General features: G+C 56.7%; 16 protein-coding genes. 10 read left to right on the top strand and 6 right to left on the bottom strand.

The genetic code is table 11. From position 1 onward, the window contains the following. Positions 1–19: 19 nt before the first annotated feature. Positions 20–292, bottom strand: a complete 273-nt coding sequence (locus HZB34_12720) for a MoaD/ThiS family protein (GenBank protein MBI5316825.1) — start codon at positions 290–292, stop codon at positions 20–22. Positions 293–395: 103 nt separating this feature from the next. Here HZB34_12720 and HZB34_12715 point away from each other — a divergent pair, with 103 nt between their 5' ends. From HZB34_12715 to HZB34_12685, 7 genes are all read left to right on the top strand, one after another. After that, entirely contained in the window at positions 396–800 is a 405-nt protein-coding gene (locus HZB34_12715) for a hypothetical protein (protein ID MBI5316824.1), read from the top strand. 24 nt (positions 801–824) lie between these two features. Further along, a complete protein-coding gene (gene rfbC, locus HZB34_12710; GenBank protein MBI5316823.1) occupies positions 825–1385 on the top strand; it encodes a dTDP-4-dehydrorhamnose 3,5-epimerase in 561 nt (186 codons plus the stop codon). Positions 1386–1500: 115 nt separating this feature from the next. Beyond that, the gene (locus HZB34_12705) at positions 1501–1929 is read left to right on the top strand and encodes a rubrerythrin (GenBank protein ID MBI5316822.1); all 429 of its coding nucleotides are present in this window, start codon (positions 1501–1503) and stop codon (positions 1927–1929) included. A 107-nt stretch (positions 1930–2036) separates the two neighbouring features. Then, entirely contained in the window at positions 2037–3311 is a 1275-nt protein-coding gene (locus HZB34_12700; GenBank protein ID MBI5316821.1) for a 4Fe-4S dicluster domain-containing protein, read from the top strand. 101 nt (positions 3312–3412) lie between these two features. Then, a complete protein-coding gene (locus HZB34_12695) occupies positions 3413–3997 on the top strand; it encodes a DUF3501 family protein (protein MBI5316820.1) in 585 nt (194 codons plus the stop codon). 103 nt (positions 3998–4100) lie between these two features. Continuing rightward, positions 4101–4853: a 6-carboxytetrahydropterin synthase gene (locus HZB34_12690; GenBank protein ID MBI5316819.1), complete on the top strand. Its 753-nt coding sequence runs from the start codon at positions 4101–4103 to the stop codon at positions 4851–4853. Positions 4854–5045: 192 nt separating this feature from the next. Beyond that, on the top strand, positions 5046–5468 hold the full coding sequence (locus tag HZB34_12685) for a nuclear transport factor 2 family protein (GenBank protein MBI5316818.1): 423 nt from the start codon (positions 5046–5048) through the stop codon (positions 5466–5468). A 325-nt stretch (positions 5469–5793) separates the two neighbouring features. On the opposite strand, the gene HZB34_12680 is transcribed toward HZB34_12685, so the two are convergent. The 4 genes from HZB34_12680 to typA form a co-directional block, all read right to left on the bottom strand. Continuing rightward, the gene (locus HZB34_12680; protein ID MBI5316817.1) at positions 5794–6126 is read right to left on the bottom strand and encodes a thioredoxin family protein; all 333 of its coding nucleotides are present in this window, start codon (positions 6124–6126) and stop codon (positions 5794–5796) included. A gap of 79 nt (positions 6127–6205) precedes the next feature. Beyond that, on the bottom strand, positions 6206–6676 hold the full coding sequence (locus tag HZB34_12675; GenBank protein MBI5316816.1) for a peroxiredoxin: 471 nt from the start codon (positions 6674–6676) through the stop codon (positions 6206–6208). Positions 6677–6889: 213 nt separating this feature from the next. Next, positions 6890–7651 carry a hypothetical protein gene (locus tag HZB34_12670; protein MBI5316815.1) on the bottom strand — a complete coding sequence of 254 codons (762 nt, stop codon included), beginning with the start codon at positions 7649–7651 and terminating at the stop codon, positions 6890–6892. Positions 7652–7719: 68 nt separating this feature from the next. Further along, positions 7720–9576, bottom strand: coding sequence for a translational GTPase TypA (gene typA / locus HZB34_12665; GenBank protein MBI5316814.1), 1857 nt, complete (start codon positions 9574–9576; stop codon positions 7720–7722). Positions 9577–9824: 248 nt separating this feature from the next. Between typA and HZB34_12660 the strand changes: the two genes are divergently transcribed. After that, the gene (locus HZB34_12660) at positions 9825–12212 is read left to right on the top strand and encodes a PBP1A family penicillin-binding protein (GenBank protein ID MBI5316813.1); all 2388 of its coding nucleotides are present in this window, start codon (positions 9825–9827) and stop codon (positions 12210–12212) included. A gap of 235 nt (positions 12213–12447) precedes the next feature. Next, complete coding sequence (locus HZB34_12655) at positions 12448–12930, top strand: DUF4265 domain-containing protein (GenBank protein MBI5316812.1); 483 nt, start codon at positions 12448–12450, stop codon at positions 12928–12930. 229 nt (positions 12931–13159) lie between these two features. Here HZB34_12655 and gcvP read toward each other — a convergent pair whose 3' ends face one another. Further along, positions 13160–16114: an aminomethyl-transferring glycine dehydrogenase gene (gene gcvP / locus HZB34_12650; GenBank protein MBI5316811.1), complete on the bottom strand. Its 2955-nt coding sequence runs from the start codon at positions 16112–16114 to the stop codon at positions 13160–13162. A gap of 280 nt (positions 16115–16394) precedes the next feature. Between gcvP and HZB34_12645 the strand changes: the two genes are divergently transcribed. Continuing rightward, positions 16395–18050 (top strand): FAD-binding protein, encoded by a 1656-nt coding sequence (locus HZB34_12645; protein MBI5316810.1) that lies wholly within the window; start codon positions 16395–16397, stop codon positions 18048–18050. Positions 18051–18139 lie beyond the last annotated feature (89 nt).

The raw sequence follows: 18139 nt of genomic DNA, 5'->3' as shown, positions 1-18139 counted from the left end.
CTTCTATTTTGCGGCGCCATTACAGTGAGGGACCAAGCCCCGTTCCCCCCATGCCGTCGTGCCCCACCAGCCTGATCGCGTCGCCGTTCTGAACCAGTGAGTCCTCACTGGCGATCTTCTTATTCACTGTCACCAGCACTTTCTTCTCGCGAATGAGTTGGAGGAGATGGCGAAGCTGAATCCCCTGCCGTTGAATCACCTGACGGACGGACATGGGGGAAGGAACTTCACAGGCAAGGTCGCGTTCACCATCGACGGTTTGCAGCTGACCCATTAAAGAAATCGTCACCATGATCGGACGCTCCTCATCACAGAAGGCAGGTTGAGGTCAAGGTTAAGGTTGAGAGCGCTCGGCCCGTTGACTCCATGCCGGCCGCTATCGATAATGCTGGGCCATGCCGTCACTGGATATCCAGAATCCCGGAATGCCGGATTTGCAATTCGTCCTGTTCGTATCGGCCCTCTGCACCGCTGATCTCAGGACACTCAATGTCCCGTCGGAACTCCGAACCACGATTTTCGATCGCTGTTGGGCGCTGATCCATACAGAGGCGCCACCGACCGATCCCAACGCACGGGTGCTCGATCTTCGCGAGGGCACGGAATTGACGCTGGAAGCCTGCCTGTCCACGATCCGCTCGTTGCTGACGGACGCAGGCATTCAGACGCTCATCTGGGACCATCCCGTGAGTGACCCGACCCACGAGAGCACGCCGGCTGCGAAGCCCTTGATCGATCGGCTTGGGCAATTGTACCCCGATCCTCCCGAGATCGTCGATCCCGAAAAGCCGGCGGGATGAGCGACAAAGAAGAGGAGACGCATTGTGCAGGTCACGACAACCACAATCCCAGGCCTCTTGCTGATCGAGCCGGACGTCTTCCGCGATCCACGGGGCCTCTTTCTCGAGACCTACCATGCACGCCGCTACGAAGACGCCGGTGTTCCGGACACCTTCGTTCAGGATAACTATTCACAGTCAATGAGGGGCACGTTGCGCGGGCTCCACTATCAAGAGCCGCACGCCCAGGGGAAGCTCGTGATGGTGACTGACGGAGCGGTCTATGATGTCGTGGTGGATATCCGAAAGGGATCGCCGAGTTTTGGCCGCTGGTACGGAGCAGAGCTCTCGGCTGAAAATCGGCACCAGGTCTATGTACCGCCCGGTTGTGCCCATGGATTCTGCGTGACCAGCGACCGCGCTTCGTTCCTGTATAAATGCACCGACTACTATGCGCCGGGCGCCGAGCGGGGCATTATCTGGAACGATCCGGCTCTCGCGATTCCCTGGCCGGTTGCAACACCCATCTTGTCTGCCAAGGACCGTACCTACAAGCCCTTGGCCGAGATGGAATCGGAATTGCCACTGTATAGGCCGGTCGGATGACGAACGGACGTGACCCATTGATCTACGAGGATGACTCTGTTAATCACCGGGGGCTTAGTGATAAGATCGCGGCGGCGGTGACGGCGAAATTTCTACGTATAGGGAGGAGGACACCATGGGGAACAGTTTGAAAGGGACCAAGAGCCACGACAATCTCAAGGGAGCATTTGCCGGGGAGTCCCAGGCCAATCGGCGCTATCTCTATTTCGCCCGGCGGGCTGATATCGAGGGGTTTCCTGATATCGGCGGCTTGTTCCGGGATACGTCCGAAGCAGAAACAGGCCACGCCTTCGGCCACCTGGATTTCTTGAAGGAAGTCGGGGATCCGGCAACCGGGATCGCGATCGGCAATACCGAGGCCAATCTGAAGTCCGCCATCGAAGGCGAAACCTACGAGTACACGCAGATGTACCCCGGCATGGCCAAAACGGCACGGGATGAGGGCTTTCCTGAACTCGCCGAATGGTTCGAGACACTCGCCAAGGCGGAACGGTCCCATGCGAATCGCTTCACGAAGGGGCTCGACAGTCTGAAACAGTCATAGGGCTGATTTTCATCTGACATTACGAAGGGTGAGCCGGGATATCCCGGCTCACCCTTCGTGCTTTGCGCGCTTGTATTCGTGGGACGTCACAGGAGAGAATAGCAATCGTGAACGGTCTGAACCTCATGACCTCCATCGATCCCGCACGGCTCCAGAAAGAGACGCAACGTATCTATGACGTCTGCGATGGCTGCCGTCGCTGCTTCAATCTCTGCCCGTCATTCAACACGTTGCTCGACGGCATCGACCGGTATGAGGGCGACGTCGCCAAACTCACGCCAGCCGATCATCATCGGGTGGTCGATGAATGCTACTATTGTAAACTTTGCTACAACCACTGCCCCTATACGCCTCCGCATCAATATGCTCTCGATTTTCCCCGCTTGATGATCGCCTGGAAAAAGCACCTGGCCGCAACGCGCGGGGTGGGCTGGCGTGATCGGTGGCTGATCAAAACAGATCTGCTTGGTACGCTGGGGACTCTGGTCGCGTCGGTCGCGAATTGGGCGATGGGCAATCGGTTCCTTCGCGGGCTGATGGAATCGTGGGGCGGCCTCCACCGGGATCGGCAGGTCCTGCACTTCTCTCCAGAGCGGTTTACCCAGTGGTGGGAGCGCCGAGGGGCAGCACAGGTTCCTGCTTCCGCACAGCGGAAGGTCGCGCTGTTTGGAAGCTGCTTGATCAACTATCAAGCGACCGATATCGGCAAAGCGACGGTGCAAGTCCTTGAAAAGAACGGCGTGCACGTCGTGATTCCCGAACAACGTTGTTGCGGCATGCCCTCGTTCGACACCGGCGATACGGCAGCAATTCAGCAGGCTGCCTCGGCGAACATCGCGTCATTTTTGCCGTGGGTGGAGAAAGGGTATGAGATTGTCGTGCCGGTGCCCAGTTGTAGCTTGATGTGGAAGCGGGAATACCCGGAGATCGTCGGCGGCCTTGATGCACGGCGCGTGGCGGAACGAACATTCGATGTGTCGGAATATCTGATGAAACTGAAGCGGGAGGGCGCCCTGGCCACTGACTTTCAGCGAAACCCGGGACGAGTGGCCTATCAGGTGCCCTGCCATCTGCGGGATCAGAACATCGGATTCAAATCCAAGGAACTGATGGAGTGCGCCGGCGCACAGGTCGAAGTGATTGAAAAGTGTTCGGGCCACGATGGTTCATGGTCCGCCAAGACGGAATTCTTCCCCCTCTCGATGCTGATCGCGCAGAAGGCCGTTCGGGTGATTGAACAGGCTCCGGCGGATCTTGTCGCCTCCGATTGTCCTCTGGCGGGATTGCAGCTGGACCAAGCCGGCGCTATGGCCCATGCCGGCGGCAGGCCGACGAAACATCCGATTCAAATCGTGCGCGATGCGTATGGGTTGCAGTCATGAACGGCAGGATGCTAGGCGTGAGGGGTAAGGCGTGAGGCGTTATTCGTGAAACGTTAGACGTAAAACGCAAGAAGCGCCGTTCGTGAAGCGAAAGAAAGACGATGAAACAACTTGTCCAAGCTGATCTGTTGTCTATGGCTGACTATGAGCGCCAGCGGGAGGGGCTCCGCTCGCAGATCATCGCACTGAAGCAGCGGCGGCGGATTTCCGTCGGGCCGCTCGTCACGCTCATCTTCGAAAATCGCGAGACGTTGCGGTTTCAGACGCAGGAAATGATCCGGGTCGAGCACATTATCGATCCCCGCAAGGTCCAGGAAGAGTTGGATGTCTATAATGCCCTCATGCCGGGATCCGGTGAGTTGAGCGCCACCCTGCTGATCGAGATCACGGAACAGGACCGGATGAAAGAATGGCTCGACATGTTCATGGGACTCGACCACGGAGAAACCGTCGCGATCCGCGCCGAGTCCGAACAGGTCTTCGGACAGTTCGAAGGCGGCCACAGCCATGAAACAAAAATCAGCGCAGTCCATTTCGTCAGGTTCCGGCCGACTGCGTCGATGACCGCGTCGTTCGCCGACTTGCGTCAACCGGTTATGCTGACGGTGCATCATCACGCCTACCATGCAGAGGCATCTGTTCCCGGGAGCATGCGCGAAGAGTGGCTCTCTGACCTCGGCGCGTAAGCGCCGAGGTCATGTTGAATGTTTAGTGTTGAATGGTGAATTGACGGGAGATTCTCTGATCGGAATTCGACATTGAACATTCAAAATTAAACATTGGGTTCATATGTCTACCGTCCTTTTGACAAAACGTATCGAGTTTGCGGCGGCCCATCGTTACATCAAACCTGAATGGGATGAGGCGAAAAACCGTTCCGTGTTCGGTCTCTGCTACAACCCGCCGGCACATGGGCATAACTACCTGATCGAAGTGACCGTCACCGGCGAGGTGGATCCACAGACCGGCATGGTCGTGAATCTCTTCGATTTGAAGCGTATCCTGCTCCATGTGCTTGAAGAATTCGACCATAAGAATTTGAATCTCGACATGCCCTATTTCAAGGACCGGATCCCGACATCCGAAAACCTTGCGCTGGTGCTCTGGGCCAAGCTGGATCAGCAAGAAGCCATCGGGACCCTCCATGCGATCAGGTTGTATGAGGATGAAGATCTCTACGCAGACGTGACGGCCGCAGCAGGACTCGACGTCGCCAGTGTCACGCGCCGCTACTCCTTCACGGCAGTACAGGACGGCAGGCCAGGCCCTGAGTGGGATTGCTTCATCACAGTCCATGGCACTATCGACCCCGTCACCGGTATGGTGACGGATATCGGTGCCCTCAACCGGTTGGTCCAGGAAAGGGTGGTGCAGCGGTTCGACCGGCACGACCTTCGTGAGGCCCTCGGGACTCAGTCTGTGACCGGTGAGCAGCTAGCCGAATATATCTGGACACAACTGGTCTCTTCTCTCCCATCGGGAAGACTATCGAATGTCCGTCTCGTTCAGTCCCGGGATTTGTCTTTCGAATACGCAGGCTAGCAGGATCCGTTTGGTTTCTCTGGTTAACCGGTTTGTTTGGTTTCTTTGGTTCTCAGAACTACACAAACACAACAAACCAAATAAACAGATGGAACGGGGACAGCCACCAAGCAGAAGGGTGGCAGTCCCCATCGCTCTATGCATACAGGTCTGATCTCTGCGCTGCTGATGTCGTGCTTCCTATGGACGCCGGTGGCCTGGGCTGTCGAGGAAGGGGACGCGATCCAGAAGACCATCAAGGAAGCCGCCATGGCAGCCTCAACCTTTTCCGAATCCAGAGATAAGCATGCCGTGTTGAAACTCTATACCAAGGACTATGTCGGTATTCAGGATGGCGAGACGGAGACGAGGGAGTCCATCGAGAAGTGGCTGTCGGACTATGAAGCTGAGCTCAAGAACGGAAGCAGCCTGCGCTTTATCAGCTCCGTGTCAAACCTACAAGTTCGGATCCCAGGCCCCACTGCTTGGGCGACCTACGACTATGTGTTTCAAGCGATCAGGAAAGGCGAACTCGAAGCACAGGACGCCGGGCAATGCACCACCCTCCTCCGCAAAGAGGGCTCCACCTGGCTGATTCAGCACGAACACTGCTCGAAGACGCGATTGACGAAATAGTTTCCTGCCTCCGGAGTGACCCTCACGGGCTCGGGGGGATCGCCGTCCCTCCGGAAAATTCACTCGCATGTGCAAGTAACCTGAAAATTGCCCTCCAAGCTTGCTCGTTATCTCTTCAGGGATGGGGGCTGATTGATCTTCCACTGCGCGCATCCAGCGAATGCTGGTTCATCTGGTCTATCTCGTCTATCTGGTTTGTCTTGTTAATCACACTGGAAATTCATCCGGAAGAACCAGATAGACCAGAAAGACCGGCCAACCAGACAGACAAGCCCGAGCGCGTTGCGCGAGCACAGAAGATCATCAGGCTCCATCCCCTTCTTTTCTATTTCAGCAGGTGATCTGAAATCAGGGCGGCGAGTTCGTCCGGCTCCACCACTCCTTCACGGGTCAGGAGCAGCTTGCCATTGGAAAAGAAGTGCGTGGTGGGGTAGGTCTCGAAAGTGTGGCTCTTCTTGATCTCACGGCAACGGCCCGGCACGTGCATCTTGGCCTTGCCGACCTTCACGTCTGGAAATGTGACGGCGATCTGTTCCAGGATCGGGTCGTAGGTCTTGCAGGGCTCACAGGTCGCTAACCCATAGGCGACGATCGAGGCGGGTGCCTCGGTAAATTCCTTGTAGTTTTCGTCTCTGACGTCTTCGACGGTGCCAGACATGATTAAAAGGGTTAAGTGCTGAGTTCTGAGTGCTGAGTGAGCCAAGAGATCGGTCTCAGCACTCAGTCCTCAGCACTAATCAGCTAAGCTTGGCGAGAGCTGCAAGGATGTCCTTATCCTCCCGCGCTACCTTGATTTCCTGCACCTTCGCATAGGCGACCTTGCCGTTCTTGTCCACGATGACAGTCGCGCGCTTCGAGCAGTTCAACGGCTCAAAATAGAGACCGTAGCCCTTTGCGGTGGTCCGATGGACGTCCGACAGCAGCCGATGCTTGAGGTCCATGGAGTCAGCCCAGGCCTTGTGGGAAAAGAAGCTGTCGCAGCTGATGCCGAACAGTTCTGCATTGGCCGATTGGAACTTGGGGAAGTCGTCGGTCAAACACTTGTTCTCGCCTTGGCAGACCGGGCTCCAGTCCAGCGGATAGAAACAGAGGACGACATTTTTCTTGCCACGATAGTCGCTCAGCTTCACGTCCTGCTGGTCCTGGTCTTTTAAGTTAAAATCCGGTGCGGTATCGCCTACCTTGATTTCCGGTGCTACGTCGCTCATCTGTACGCCTCCTTCATTGAGTTTAGTCCGGCCCCTGACATAATCTCGCCCGTATTTTTTACCGTGCGGCTTGAAAGCTTGTCAACGGTCCTGAAGGCCTAGAAGGACCCGTGAAACGTGGAAACCAGCAGGTTGCTCTGGTTTGTTTGGTTTTTTGGTTGAACGAAACTAATTAGATGAACCAAATCAACCAGATAAACAAAACAAACCAGATCAACCAGCCGGTAACGGTCGAATTTCCCGAAAGCTCAGCATACGGCCGGCCGGCGCGGCGGTGCGGTGGTTGGCGATCGCAATGCTCTGACCCGAAGAGGCGATACGAATATGACTTCCGACTTTCGGCGACTGTCCGATCCTGGTCAATTCATCCGCCGTTTCTCTGAGGAGATCACGGATAGGCTGGTCCGGGAGGCCAGGGGCAAGAAACATTTCGAGTTCATCCACGCCGAACTTGCTCAGGCCGAGCGTATAGCACCAGTTCCGATGGCCTTGTTCATCCTCAGCCTGCAGGACCGGAATGTGATCGCTCACGTTGAAGAGGGTGAGGGGGCGATCCTGCCAATCCGATGGATTGACGTACTGATCGGTGGTGATGTCATAGGCCGTCCCTTGCGTAAGGAGTGTAAGCCCCCGCGCGAGCCGGGCCGCAAATAAAATGGTGTCCGGCATATCGCGCGGAGGCATGAGGGATGGCGCAACGGCCCCAACATGTTCATGTTCCCAGGCAAGTTTTTCCTTCAGCCCTTCGATATGGGTTGGAGGGAGCGGGATGACGATATGAGCGGTCCAGGGCCCATGGACCGCGGACCAGGATTCTGTTGCCTGTTCGTCGGCCCGCAGAGTCAACGGACCGCCGTATTCAAGATCGTACCAGGCCTTGAGTTCTTCCAGCGCCGGCACAGTTCCCCGATAGCCCACGAAATAGAGGGGGGGCCGTTTGGCTGAAGGCTTGGGGGTTTTCTTCCTGATTCTCATGTATCTCGTCAGGCGTAAAACGTCAGGCGTCAGGTCTCCTTCTTCGCCTTACGCCTCACCCCTTACGATTATTTTCCAGCTTTGCGGGCCTTACGGCGGTCGTCAGGGTTGAGGAGCCGCTTGCGGATACGGAGACTCTTCGGAGTGACCTCAACCAATTCATCCGGACCGATATATTCGAGTGCGAACTCCAAGCCCATCTCCCGCGGCGGGGTAAGGACCAACGCCTCATCGCTACCTGACGCCCGCATATTGGACAGGTGCTTTTCTTTACACACATTGACGTCCATGTCTTCGTCCCGGCTGTTCTCACCGACGACCATTCCGCGATAGACATCCACGACAGGGCCGATAAACATGGTGCCCCGTTCCTGGGTCATAAAGATGGCATAGCCGGTACTGACTCCGTCTTCGTGCGCGACGAGGGACCCATGGGTCGCCACTGTGAGTTCACGCTCCTCCACCGGTCCATACTCGACGAAGACGTGGTGCATGATGATGGTACCGCGGGTCTTCGTGACCAAGAGGTTCTTGAGCCCCATGATGCCGCGGGTGGGGATATGGTACTCCAGATGCATTTCGCTCGGTCCTGCGTCGGAATGGATGAGTTTCATGTGGCGCAACTCGCCGCGGCGCTTGCCGAGCTCTTCGATCACGGCGCCTTGATAGGTTTCCGGGACCTGAATGGTGAGCTCTTCATAGGGTTCGAGGACCTTGTCTCCATCGCGGTGGACGATGACTTCCGGTTGGGAGACCTGCAGCTCGTACCCTTCCCGCCGCATTTGCTCGATCAGGACACCAAGATGCAACTCCCCGCGGCCGGCCACGAGGAACTTATCCGCGCTGTCCGTTTCCTGCACCCGCAACGACACGTTGGTCTCGAGTTCTTTGAAGAGCCGATCGCGCAAATGCCTCGAGGTGAGATACTTACCCTCCCGTCCTGCGAAGGGGCTGTTGTTCACAGAAAAGGTCATTTGGACAGTCGGTTCGTCAATGGTGACTCGGGGAAGTGCGACTGGATGTTCCGCATCGGCAATCGTATCGCCGATACTCACTTCCTCTAAGCCGGCCACCGCGACGATTTCTCCTGCCTCGGCCTGTTCCATGTCCGTCCGTTCGAGGCCGGAGTAGACTGCGAGGTCCGAGACTTTTCCGGGGAACTGTGCGCCGTCTTTTCCCAGCACCAGCACGTTCTGTCGGCGGGCGATCGAACCGGATTGGATCTTCCCCACGCCCATCTTGCCTTTGTAGAGATCTTGAATGAGAGAGAGCACCAGGATCTGGAGGGGCGCATCGGCATTGATGGCCGGTGCGGGAATTTTTTCCAGAACTGTGTCGAGGAGCGGGGTAATGTCCGTACCAGGCTTATTGATATCGAGCGTCGCGGTACCCTTGATCGCCGCCGTGTAGACAATCGGGAAATCGAGCTGCTCGTCTGTCGCACCGAGATGGACGAACAAGTCGAAGGTCCGATTGACCACGTCATCGATCACCGCGTCAGGACGATCGATCTTGTTGATGACCACGATGGCCTTGTGGCCGAGTGCCAGGGCCTTCCGCAACACGAAGGTTGTTTGCGGCATGGGGCCTTCTTTCGCATCGATCAAGATGAGGACACCATCCACCATGCGAAGGGTGCGTTCGACTTCCCCGCCGAAGTCGGCATGCCCCGGCGTATCGACGATATTGATCTTGACGCCCTTGTAGATCACGCTGGCGTTTTTGGCCCGTATGGTGATCCCGCGCTCACGTTCCTGGTCCATCGAGTCCATGATCCGTTCCCCCATATCGTCGATCTTGCGATGGACATGGGTCTGTCGGAGCACGGCATCGACCAGTGTCGTCTTGCCATGATCGACGTGGGCGATGATTGCAATATTCCGGATATCGCTTCGGCGCTCACCCGGCTCAAGTTGCGTAGGCATTGAAGATTCTGATGTGGCTGTCCGATCCATAAATGTTGCTGTATGCTCCCAAAAAAAAGACGCCCGGAAGTCCAGGCGCCGTACGGAAGTATACCCGAAGCATAAGTCCGGTACAAGCGATCTATGTAGATAGCTGCGCGTGGCTCGTAAACCTGTGTCGGCTTGAGTTTTGAGAGCCTCCACTGTATGGTGACAGGGGTACTCTTCTCCTGAAAACAAGCCTCCTTCGCGAGTAACCCCGCGTAACTATGATGGATCGACCGATACAGCTTCAGGATCCGCCTCGCCGGCCTCTCCCTCGCCGGCCCTGGCGCTGGTGGCACATCTCGCTCCTTGCCCTGGGGGCGACCGTCTTGATCGGGGTCTTGGCAGTTGGGGGGGTGATCTTGTACCTCTCGAAGGACCTTCCCGCCTTGGATCAGTTAGGGACCTATCAACCAAGCCTGGTGACTCAGGTCTATTCGAGCGATCAACAACTCATCGGTCAATTTTTCATTGAACGCCGCATCCTGACTCCGGTCGCGGACATTCCGGAAGGCTTGCGACGTGCGGTCGTGGCGGTCGAGGATGTCCGGTTTTTTGAACACCCCGGTCTCGACTACATCGGCATGCTCCGTGCCGCCTGGACGAATGTGCGCCGGGGGGGCAAGGTTGAGGGGGCCAGCACCATTACTCAACAGTTGGCACGTTCGCTGTTCCTTTCCTCCGAACGCACCTTTGACCGCAAAGTCCGCGAGCTCATTCTGGCCTACAAAATGGAATTGGTCCTGACAAAAGAACAAATCCTCGAACTCTATTTGAATCAGATTTACTTCGGACAGGGCGCCTATGGAGTCGCGTCTGCCGCTCAATCGTATTTCGGGAAAGACCTCTCCTCCCTCACGATCGGAGAATCGGCGTTTCTCGCCGGTCTCCCGAAATCGCCGAACCATTACTCGCCTTTCAAGGCCTACGACCGCGCGAAAAAACGACAGGAACATGTGCTGACACGCATGGAGGAGGCGAAATTCATCACGGCAACAGCACGAGAACAGGCTGCAGCAGAAATACTCAATTTCCGGCGCCCTGGCGTCGAACAGGCCGCGCCTTACTTCGTCGAATACATACGTCAGCTGCTGGTGGCGAAGTACGGCGAAACGATGGTCTATAAGGGCGGGCTTAAAGTATTCACGACGTTGAACATGGAGATGCAGAAGGCTGCTGAAGCGGCCTTTGCAGCAGGTCTGCGCGAATTGGATAAGCGCCAGGGCTGGCGCGGCCCGCTCCGAACGGTCGATATCACCGCGCCGACCCTTCCCATGGTCACAGCGACGACTGATCAGGCGCTAAAAGTCGGAGACTATCGCGAGGGGGTCGTGACCAAAGTCGGGAAAGACCAATTCCTGATACAGATCGGCACGACGCTTGCGAATCTCGCCTTTGACGACATGGCCTGGGCGAAACGCCGTCTCACAGGGCCGGATACGAAGAAAGATGTCGTGGTCAATCCGAATCTCAAGCAAGTGCTGAAGCCCGGTGACGTGATCGAGGTCATGGTGAAAAAACTGGAGCGCGGTATCGTCCAGGTCCAGCTTGAACAGACTCCTGTGGTCGAAGGGGGATTGATCACGTTGGAGCCAGGCAAGGGCGCCATTCGGGCGATGGTTGGGGGCTACGATTTCGCCCGGAGTGAGTACAATCGGGCCGTGCAAGCCAAACGTCAGCCCGGGTCCGCCTTCAAGCCGATGATCTATGCGACAGCTATGAGTCAGGGAATGAGCCCCGCGTCGGTGATCCTCGATGCGCCGGTTGTCTATGAGCAGGACCAGGATGAAAAAACGTGGAAGCCGGAGAATTATGGGAGGAAAGTCCATGGCATGGTGAGTTTGCGGGATGCCCTCGCGCACTCACACAACCTGGCGACGGTTCGATTGTTGGATAAGATCGGCGTGAAGCCTGTCATCGAGTTTGCGAAAACGGTCGGGATTACCAGTCCGCTGGCAGCAGACCTGTCGCTGGGCCTCGGTTCATCCTCCGTTGGGCTGATGGAACTGACATCGACCTATTGTGTGTTGCTCAATCAGGGGGTCCGTGCGGAGCCCTATGCGATTCAGTTTGTTAAGGACAACGCGGGGAACGTCCTTGAGTTGATGGAACCACATCCACAAGAAGTGATCTCCAAAGAAACGGCATACTTGATTACGAACATGATGGAGGACGTGATCCAAAAGGGGACGGGCCAGGCGGCCAAGGGAATCGGTCGTCCGATCGCGGGAAAAACCGGAACGACGGACGAGTTTATCAATGCATGGTTTATCGGTGGTGCACCGAACCTGGTCACGGGCATCTATGTCGGTTTCGATGATCGACGCTCCCTCGGCGAAACGGAATCGGGGGCCCACGCTGCGCTACCTATCTGGATCAATTTTATGCAGAAAGCCCTCAAGCCACTTCCGATCGTGGCCTTTACCATTCCAGAAGGCATCTCATTCGTCAAAGTCGATCCGACAACGGGATTGCTCGAGGATGGACAGGAAGGAGAAGCCAGTACCGTCGAACTCTTCGTGAAAGGCAGTGAGCCAACCCAGACGACTCAGCGCCGATTGGACCCGATTGACTTCTATAAACTGGATCAAACTCCCGAGGGAGCCCTGTAGCCCAGTCTGTCTGGTCCATCTGGTCCATCTGGTCTATCTGGTTTGTTTGGTTCATTTGGTTAGTTTCGTTCAACCAAACAAACGAGACAAACCAGATAAACAAGAGAGACCAGCCGCTCCTCGTGCGCCACACCGAGCCGTTTGACATCCAGAACCCGGTCCACCTTCAGGAGTGTCTGCGGAATCGGGTGTAGCTCAGTCCGTCCCCCTTTCTTGCCCTCTTGAGGACTAACTTATGGAAAAAAATATTAAGGTTCACCTCAACCCTCTTTTGAAGGGGGAAGCCAACTTTTTAATCCATGCTAAGTGTGGCGGCGAGGGAGAGGAAGTATTTTGGGAGCAGATTTGGGCCAAACAGATAAGTGAGAGCGAGTTTGAGGTGTGCTGCATACCATTCTTTGCACACGATCTCTCCATTCGAGACAAAGTTGAAACCCAACGGGAGGGGCAATTCGACCATCTCATCAAAAGGGTCGTGCAGTGTTCTGGTCACATTACGTTCAGGGTCTGGTTTGGGGACTCAAATTCTCCTTCAATTAGAGATGAAGTTATTGGAGAGGCGCTGGGTCGAGGATGTCTAGTGGAATGGTACTCTGCCAACCTGCTAGGCATCTCGGCTAATTCAGAAGAAACAGCTCGACAGATTTCTGGCTATCTACTCGAACTGGAGAACGCCGGTTCTTTATCTTATGAGACTGGCAAGAATGAAGGTGATTAAGTGTCCCGCCCGCGTGTCCGCGATGGGGAGGCACCGATCGTTGAGAGGCGAAAGAAAAGTGGACAGGCTGAGCAAGCGGAATTTTGTCGTGAGCCTCCCTTCTTCAGAGGCTGCTCAAAAAGGTTTCGCAACTAGGCCGCAGGCGGAGCACACACCGGAGGCGTACCCTCTCGGGTACGTTGAGGATGTGTGCGAGCCGAGAACGACGTTGAGAGCCTTTTTCAGCAGCCTATGAGTAGGTGTCGGTCGGGGGGCACGTACAGACGAGATGGCGATCTCCATAGGCTTCGTCTACACGGCTCACGGCGGGCCAGAATTTATGGTCACGAACCCACGGGGCAGGAAAGGCGGCCTGCTCACGGCTATAGGCTCGGTTCCATTCGCTGGCCGTGACCACCTGTGCCGTGTGAGGGGCATTCTTCAACAGATTATTGGTGCGGGGCTGGCGCCCCTCGATGATGTCCTGTATCTCCGCATGAATCATGATCAACGCTTCGCAGAACCGGTCCATTTCGGCTCTCGATTCGCTCTCCGTCGGTTCAATCATGAGGGTCCCGGCCACCGGGAACGACACCGTCGGAGCGTGAAACCCGTAATCCATCAATCGCTTTGCCACATCCATCGCTTCAACCCCCGCAGTCTCCTTGAACTGACGAAGATCAAGAATAAATTCATGGGCGACGAATCCGGACGTTCCTGTGTAGAGAATGGGATAGTATTTCTCCAGCCGTTTGGCCATATAATTGGCGCTTAAGATCGCCATCTGTGTCGCTTTGGTCAACCCGTCCCGTCCCATCAGGGCGATGTAGACCCAAGAGATCGTCACGATGCTGGGGCTGCCGTACGGTGCCGCCGACACAGGCCCGATGGAATCTTGTCCGCCCAGATGCGTGACCGGATGGCTGGGAAGAAATGGCGCCAGGTGCCTCGCTGCAGTGACCGGTCCCATCCCTGGTCCTCCCCCGCCATGGGGAATACAGAATGTCTTGTGCAAATTCAGATGGCAGACATCTGCGCCGATATCTCCGGGCCGACAGAGCCCCACCTGCGCATTCATGTTGGCCCCGTCCATATAGACTTGCCCGCCGTGCGTGTGGACAATCTGACAGATGCGCCGCACATCCGCTTCGAAGACGCCGTGAGTCGAGGGATAGGTCAACATGAGCGCCGCCAGCCGATCGCGATGTTGAGCGGCCTTGGCTTCAAGATCCTGGACATCCACATTGCCCTGTCGATCGCAAGCCACGGTGACGACCGTCATGCCCACCATCGCAGCGCTGGCTGGATTCGTGCCGTGCGCCGACAGGGGAATCAAGCAGACATCCCGATGCGCTTCACCCCTGCTCCGGTGGTAGGCCCGGATCAACATCAGCCCCGTGTATTCCCCTTGGGAGCCCGCATTCGGCTGCAAGGACACAGCCGAAAGTCCGGTGATCTCAGCCAGCCAGACCTCCAGTTGACGAAACAGCTCTTGATACCCTTTCGTTTGTTCGATCGGCGCAAAGGGATGAAGCCGTGAGAATTCGGGCCAGGTGACGGGCAGCATCTCGGCCGTCGCATTCAACTTCATGGTGCAGGACCCCAAAGGAATCATCGAGTGAACGAGCGACAGATCCTTCGCCTCAAGACGGTGGATATACCGAAGCATTTCATGCTCCGAGTGAAAACGATTGAACACCTCATGGGTCAGATACCGGCTCGTACGGACGAGATTCGACGGAAAACTCGTGATGACCTTTTTACTCAAGTCCCTCACTTCAAATGGAAGACGATCATGTCCGACAAAGATTTCCATCAGCCGTTGGACTTCGTCCTCCGTACTCACCTCATCCAGCGCGATTCCGATAGAGTGGTCGTCATACCGGCGAAGATTGATTCCTTTGTCGTTGGCCCTCAGTAGAATGGATTCGGACTGCATCTTCGTCAGGTGCACGAGAATCGTGTCGAAATAGGCTGCTGCTGTGACCGAGAATCCGAGCTGCCGCAAACCCTCGGCCAGCACCACAGCCAGCCCATGGATGCGCTCGGCAATCCGCCGCAAACCCTCCGGCCCATGGTAGACCGCATACATGCTCGCCATGATCGCTAAGAGCACCTGCGCCGTACAAATGTTGCTTGTTGCCTTCTCACGCCGTATGTGTTGTTCACGGGTCTGTAGCGAGAGTCGGTAGGCCGTTTTCCCCGTGCCATCTTTGGATACTCCGACGATGCGCCCCGGAATCTGCCGTTTGAATGTTTCAGCGGCTGAGAGGAACGCGGCGTGGGGCCCCCCGAATCCGAGCGGGACCCCGAATCGTTGGCTGGATCCGACAGCGATATCGGCCCCAAATTCTCCCGGCGAGCGCAAGAGGGTCAAGGCCAGCAGATCGGTGGCGACCACCACAAGAATCCCCGCTGCGTGGGCCTCCGCAACCAGCGCACTGTAATCACCAACATAGCCGTCGGTGGCTGGATACTGCAGCAGGATGCCGGCCAGCCGAGGGTTGGAAAAATCGATGGTTGTCGTCCGCCCCACGCGGAGCGTCATCCCGAGGGGCTCAGCTCGCGTTTGCATCACAGCAATGGTTTGGGGGTGGCAGTCTTGGGACGCGAAGAACTCTGTCCGTTCGAGGCCGGATGAACGGGAGACGGCGAGGCACATGGCCATCGCTTCGGCTGCCGCCGTCGCTTCATCTAGAAGCGAAGCGTTGGCTAATGGCAAGCCGGTGAGGTCGGTCACCAGAGTTTGAAAATTGACGAGGGCTTCCAATCGGCCCTGGGCAATCTCAGCCTGATACGGCGTATATTGGGTATACCAAGAGGGATTCTCAAAAATCTTACGCTGGATCACGCCGGGCGTCACGCAGTCGGAGTAACCCATGCCAATCAATGAACGATAGACCTTGTTTTCCGCTGCTATGGAACGGATCTCTTGCAGCACGGCCTGTTCCCCTCGGTGCCGGGGCAGATCTAATTCCTTCCGTAAGCGAATGTCGGCGGGTACGGTTGCCTCGGTCAATTCCTCCAGCGACTGCATGCCGAGCGTAGCCAACATTTCACTGGCATCGGCGTCGGAAGGGCCGATATGGCGATGGATGAACGTGTCGGTCGGGCTCAGAAAATCCTGGGTGGCCATAGTGTCCGTATGGTGTTGCGGATCTCTCTCGTCGTTCGAGAGTCCTGTTGGACTGATTGATTGATTCATGTGCGGCCCGCAGACTACCACGCAGAACCCCAATTCTCCAAGAGCCGTGAAAAGTTTCTGGACTTGCCTTCGGACCGCGAGTCACGTAAGAGTGCAGACCATAAGCAGGAGGCTGAAAAAGAGGGGAAGGGGTAGCTGGGACGATCCCCTTGCTCGCGCAACGCGCGCAGCTGGGATCATCCCACCCACCCCTTATAAAGCGACAGTTTGCTGCGGCCTTGCCGGACGAACTTTTTGATCTCCTGCTGAAGTATTTTTCCTCGTTTCAGACGTACGAGCTATGAAACTACACGATATTCTTATCATCGGTGCTGGATTGGCAGGGATGAGGGCGGCGATTGCTGCAGCGCCGGATCTCGACGTCGCCGTGATCTCCAAGGTCCATCCGGTTCGCAGCCACTCTGTGGCTGCGCAAGGAGGCATCAACGCGGCGTTGGGAGAGAACGATTCCTGGGAAGCCCATGCCTTCGACACCGCGAAGGGCGGGCTTTATCTCGGCGATCAGGATGCCATCGAAGCCATGTGCCGCGAAGCGCCGGACGACATTCACGAATTAGAACGTCTGGGGGTTATTTTTAGTCGAGACGAACAGGGACGCATCGCGCAACGTCCGTTCGGCGGAGCGGGCTTTCCCCGCACCTGCTACGCCGCCGATCGTACTGGCCATGCCATCCTCCATGCCATGTACGAACAGCTGCTCAAACGGCGCATCGCTGTGTATGAGGAATGGTACGTCACATCGTTGATCATGGAGGACGGAGCCTGCCGAGGAGTGGTTGCGTGGGACCTGGTCCATGGAGGGTTACATGCGATCGGAGCCAAAGCCGTCATCCTGGCCACCGGAGGCAGCGGGCGGGTATTTCTGACGAGCACGAATGCCGTGATCAACACCGGTGACGGCATGGCGCTCGCCTATCGTGCCGGCGCCCCCTTGGCAGACATGGAGTTTGTCCAGTTCCATCCCACCACACTCAAGGGAACCGGTATCCTCATCACCGAAGGCGCTCGCGGAGAAGGAGGCTACCTTCTGAATACGCGAGGCGAACGATTTATGAAGACCTATGCCCCGCAGCAGATGGAATTGGCTACCCGTTCCACAGTCTCATTGGCCATCGGGCAGGAAATACTCGAGGGTCGCGGGGTCGACGGGTGTGTGTTGCTGGACCTGCGACACCTTGGACGCCAGCGTATCCTTGAGCGGCTCCCCCAGATCAGAGAACTTGCCATTGAGTTTGCCGGCCTTGATCCCGTTGAGACTCCCATTCCTGTCCGTCCCGGTGCGCACTATATGATGGGTGGCGTTCGAACCAATCAATGGACCGAAACGGGCATCACCGGCCTTTACGCGGCCGGTGAATGCGCCTGTGTCAGTGTACACGGCGCGAATCGGCTCGGAGGCAATTCGCTCCTTGAAACGATTGTGTTCGGTCGGCGCGCCGGAATTCGAGCCGCAGAGTATGCTCGAACCGTCGAGCCACGGGCACTCACAACAGACCACCTCTCAATCGAACAGCAACGCGTCCAGCGTCTGCTGAGACAGGAGGAAACGGTCCGAGCCTGGCAGATCAGGGAAGAGCTCGGCCAGGCAATGAGCCGTCACCTTGGCCTCGTTCGGACGCACGACTCCATGTCTACCGCCATCTCGGCGCTCTCAGCCCTGACCCACCGCGCTGCCACGGTCACGGTGCAGGACAAAGGACAGGTATTCAACACTGATCTCGTGCAAGCCTTCGAACTCCAGTCTCTTCTTGACGTCGCGGAAACCATCGTCGTCAGCGCACTGGCTAGACAGGAAAGCCGGGGAGCCCACTACCGATCAGACTTTCCTGTCCGCGATGATCAGCGTTGGTTGAGGCACAGTCTCATTCGACGGACCCCAAAGGGACCGGCCTTGACCTATGAGCCTGTTACGATCTCGCGATTCCCACCGAAATAAAACTGGTCTATCTGGTTTGTCTGGTCTGTTTTGTTTACCTGGTTGATTTGGTTCATCTGGTTAGTTCCGTCCAACCAAAAAACTAGACA

Source organism: Nitrospirota bacterium, from assembly GCA_016219645.1.
Lineage (GTDB): Bacteria > Nitrospirota > Nitrospiria > Nitrospirales > Nitrospiraceae > Palsa-1315.
The sequence above is the reverse complement of the archived record's forward strand: the minus strand, read 5'-3'. Positions and strand labels throughout refer to the sequence as shown.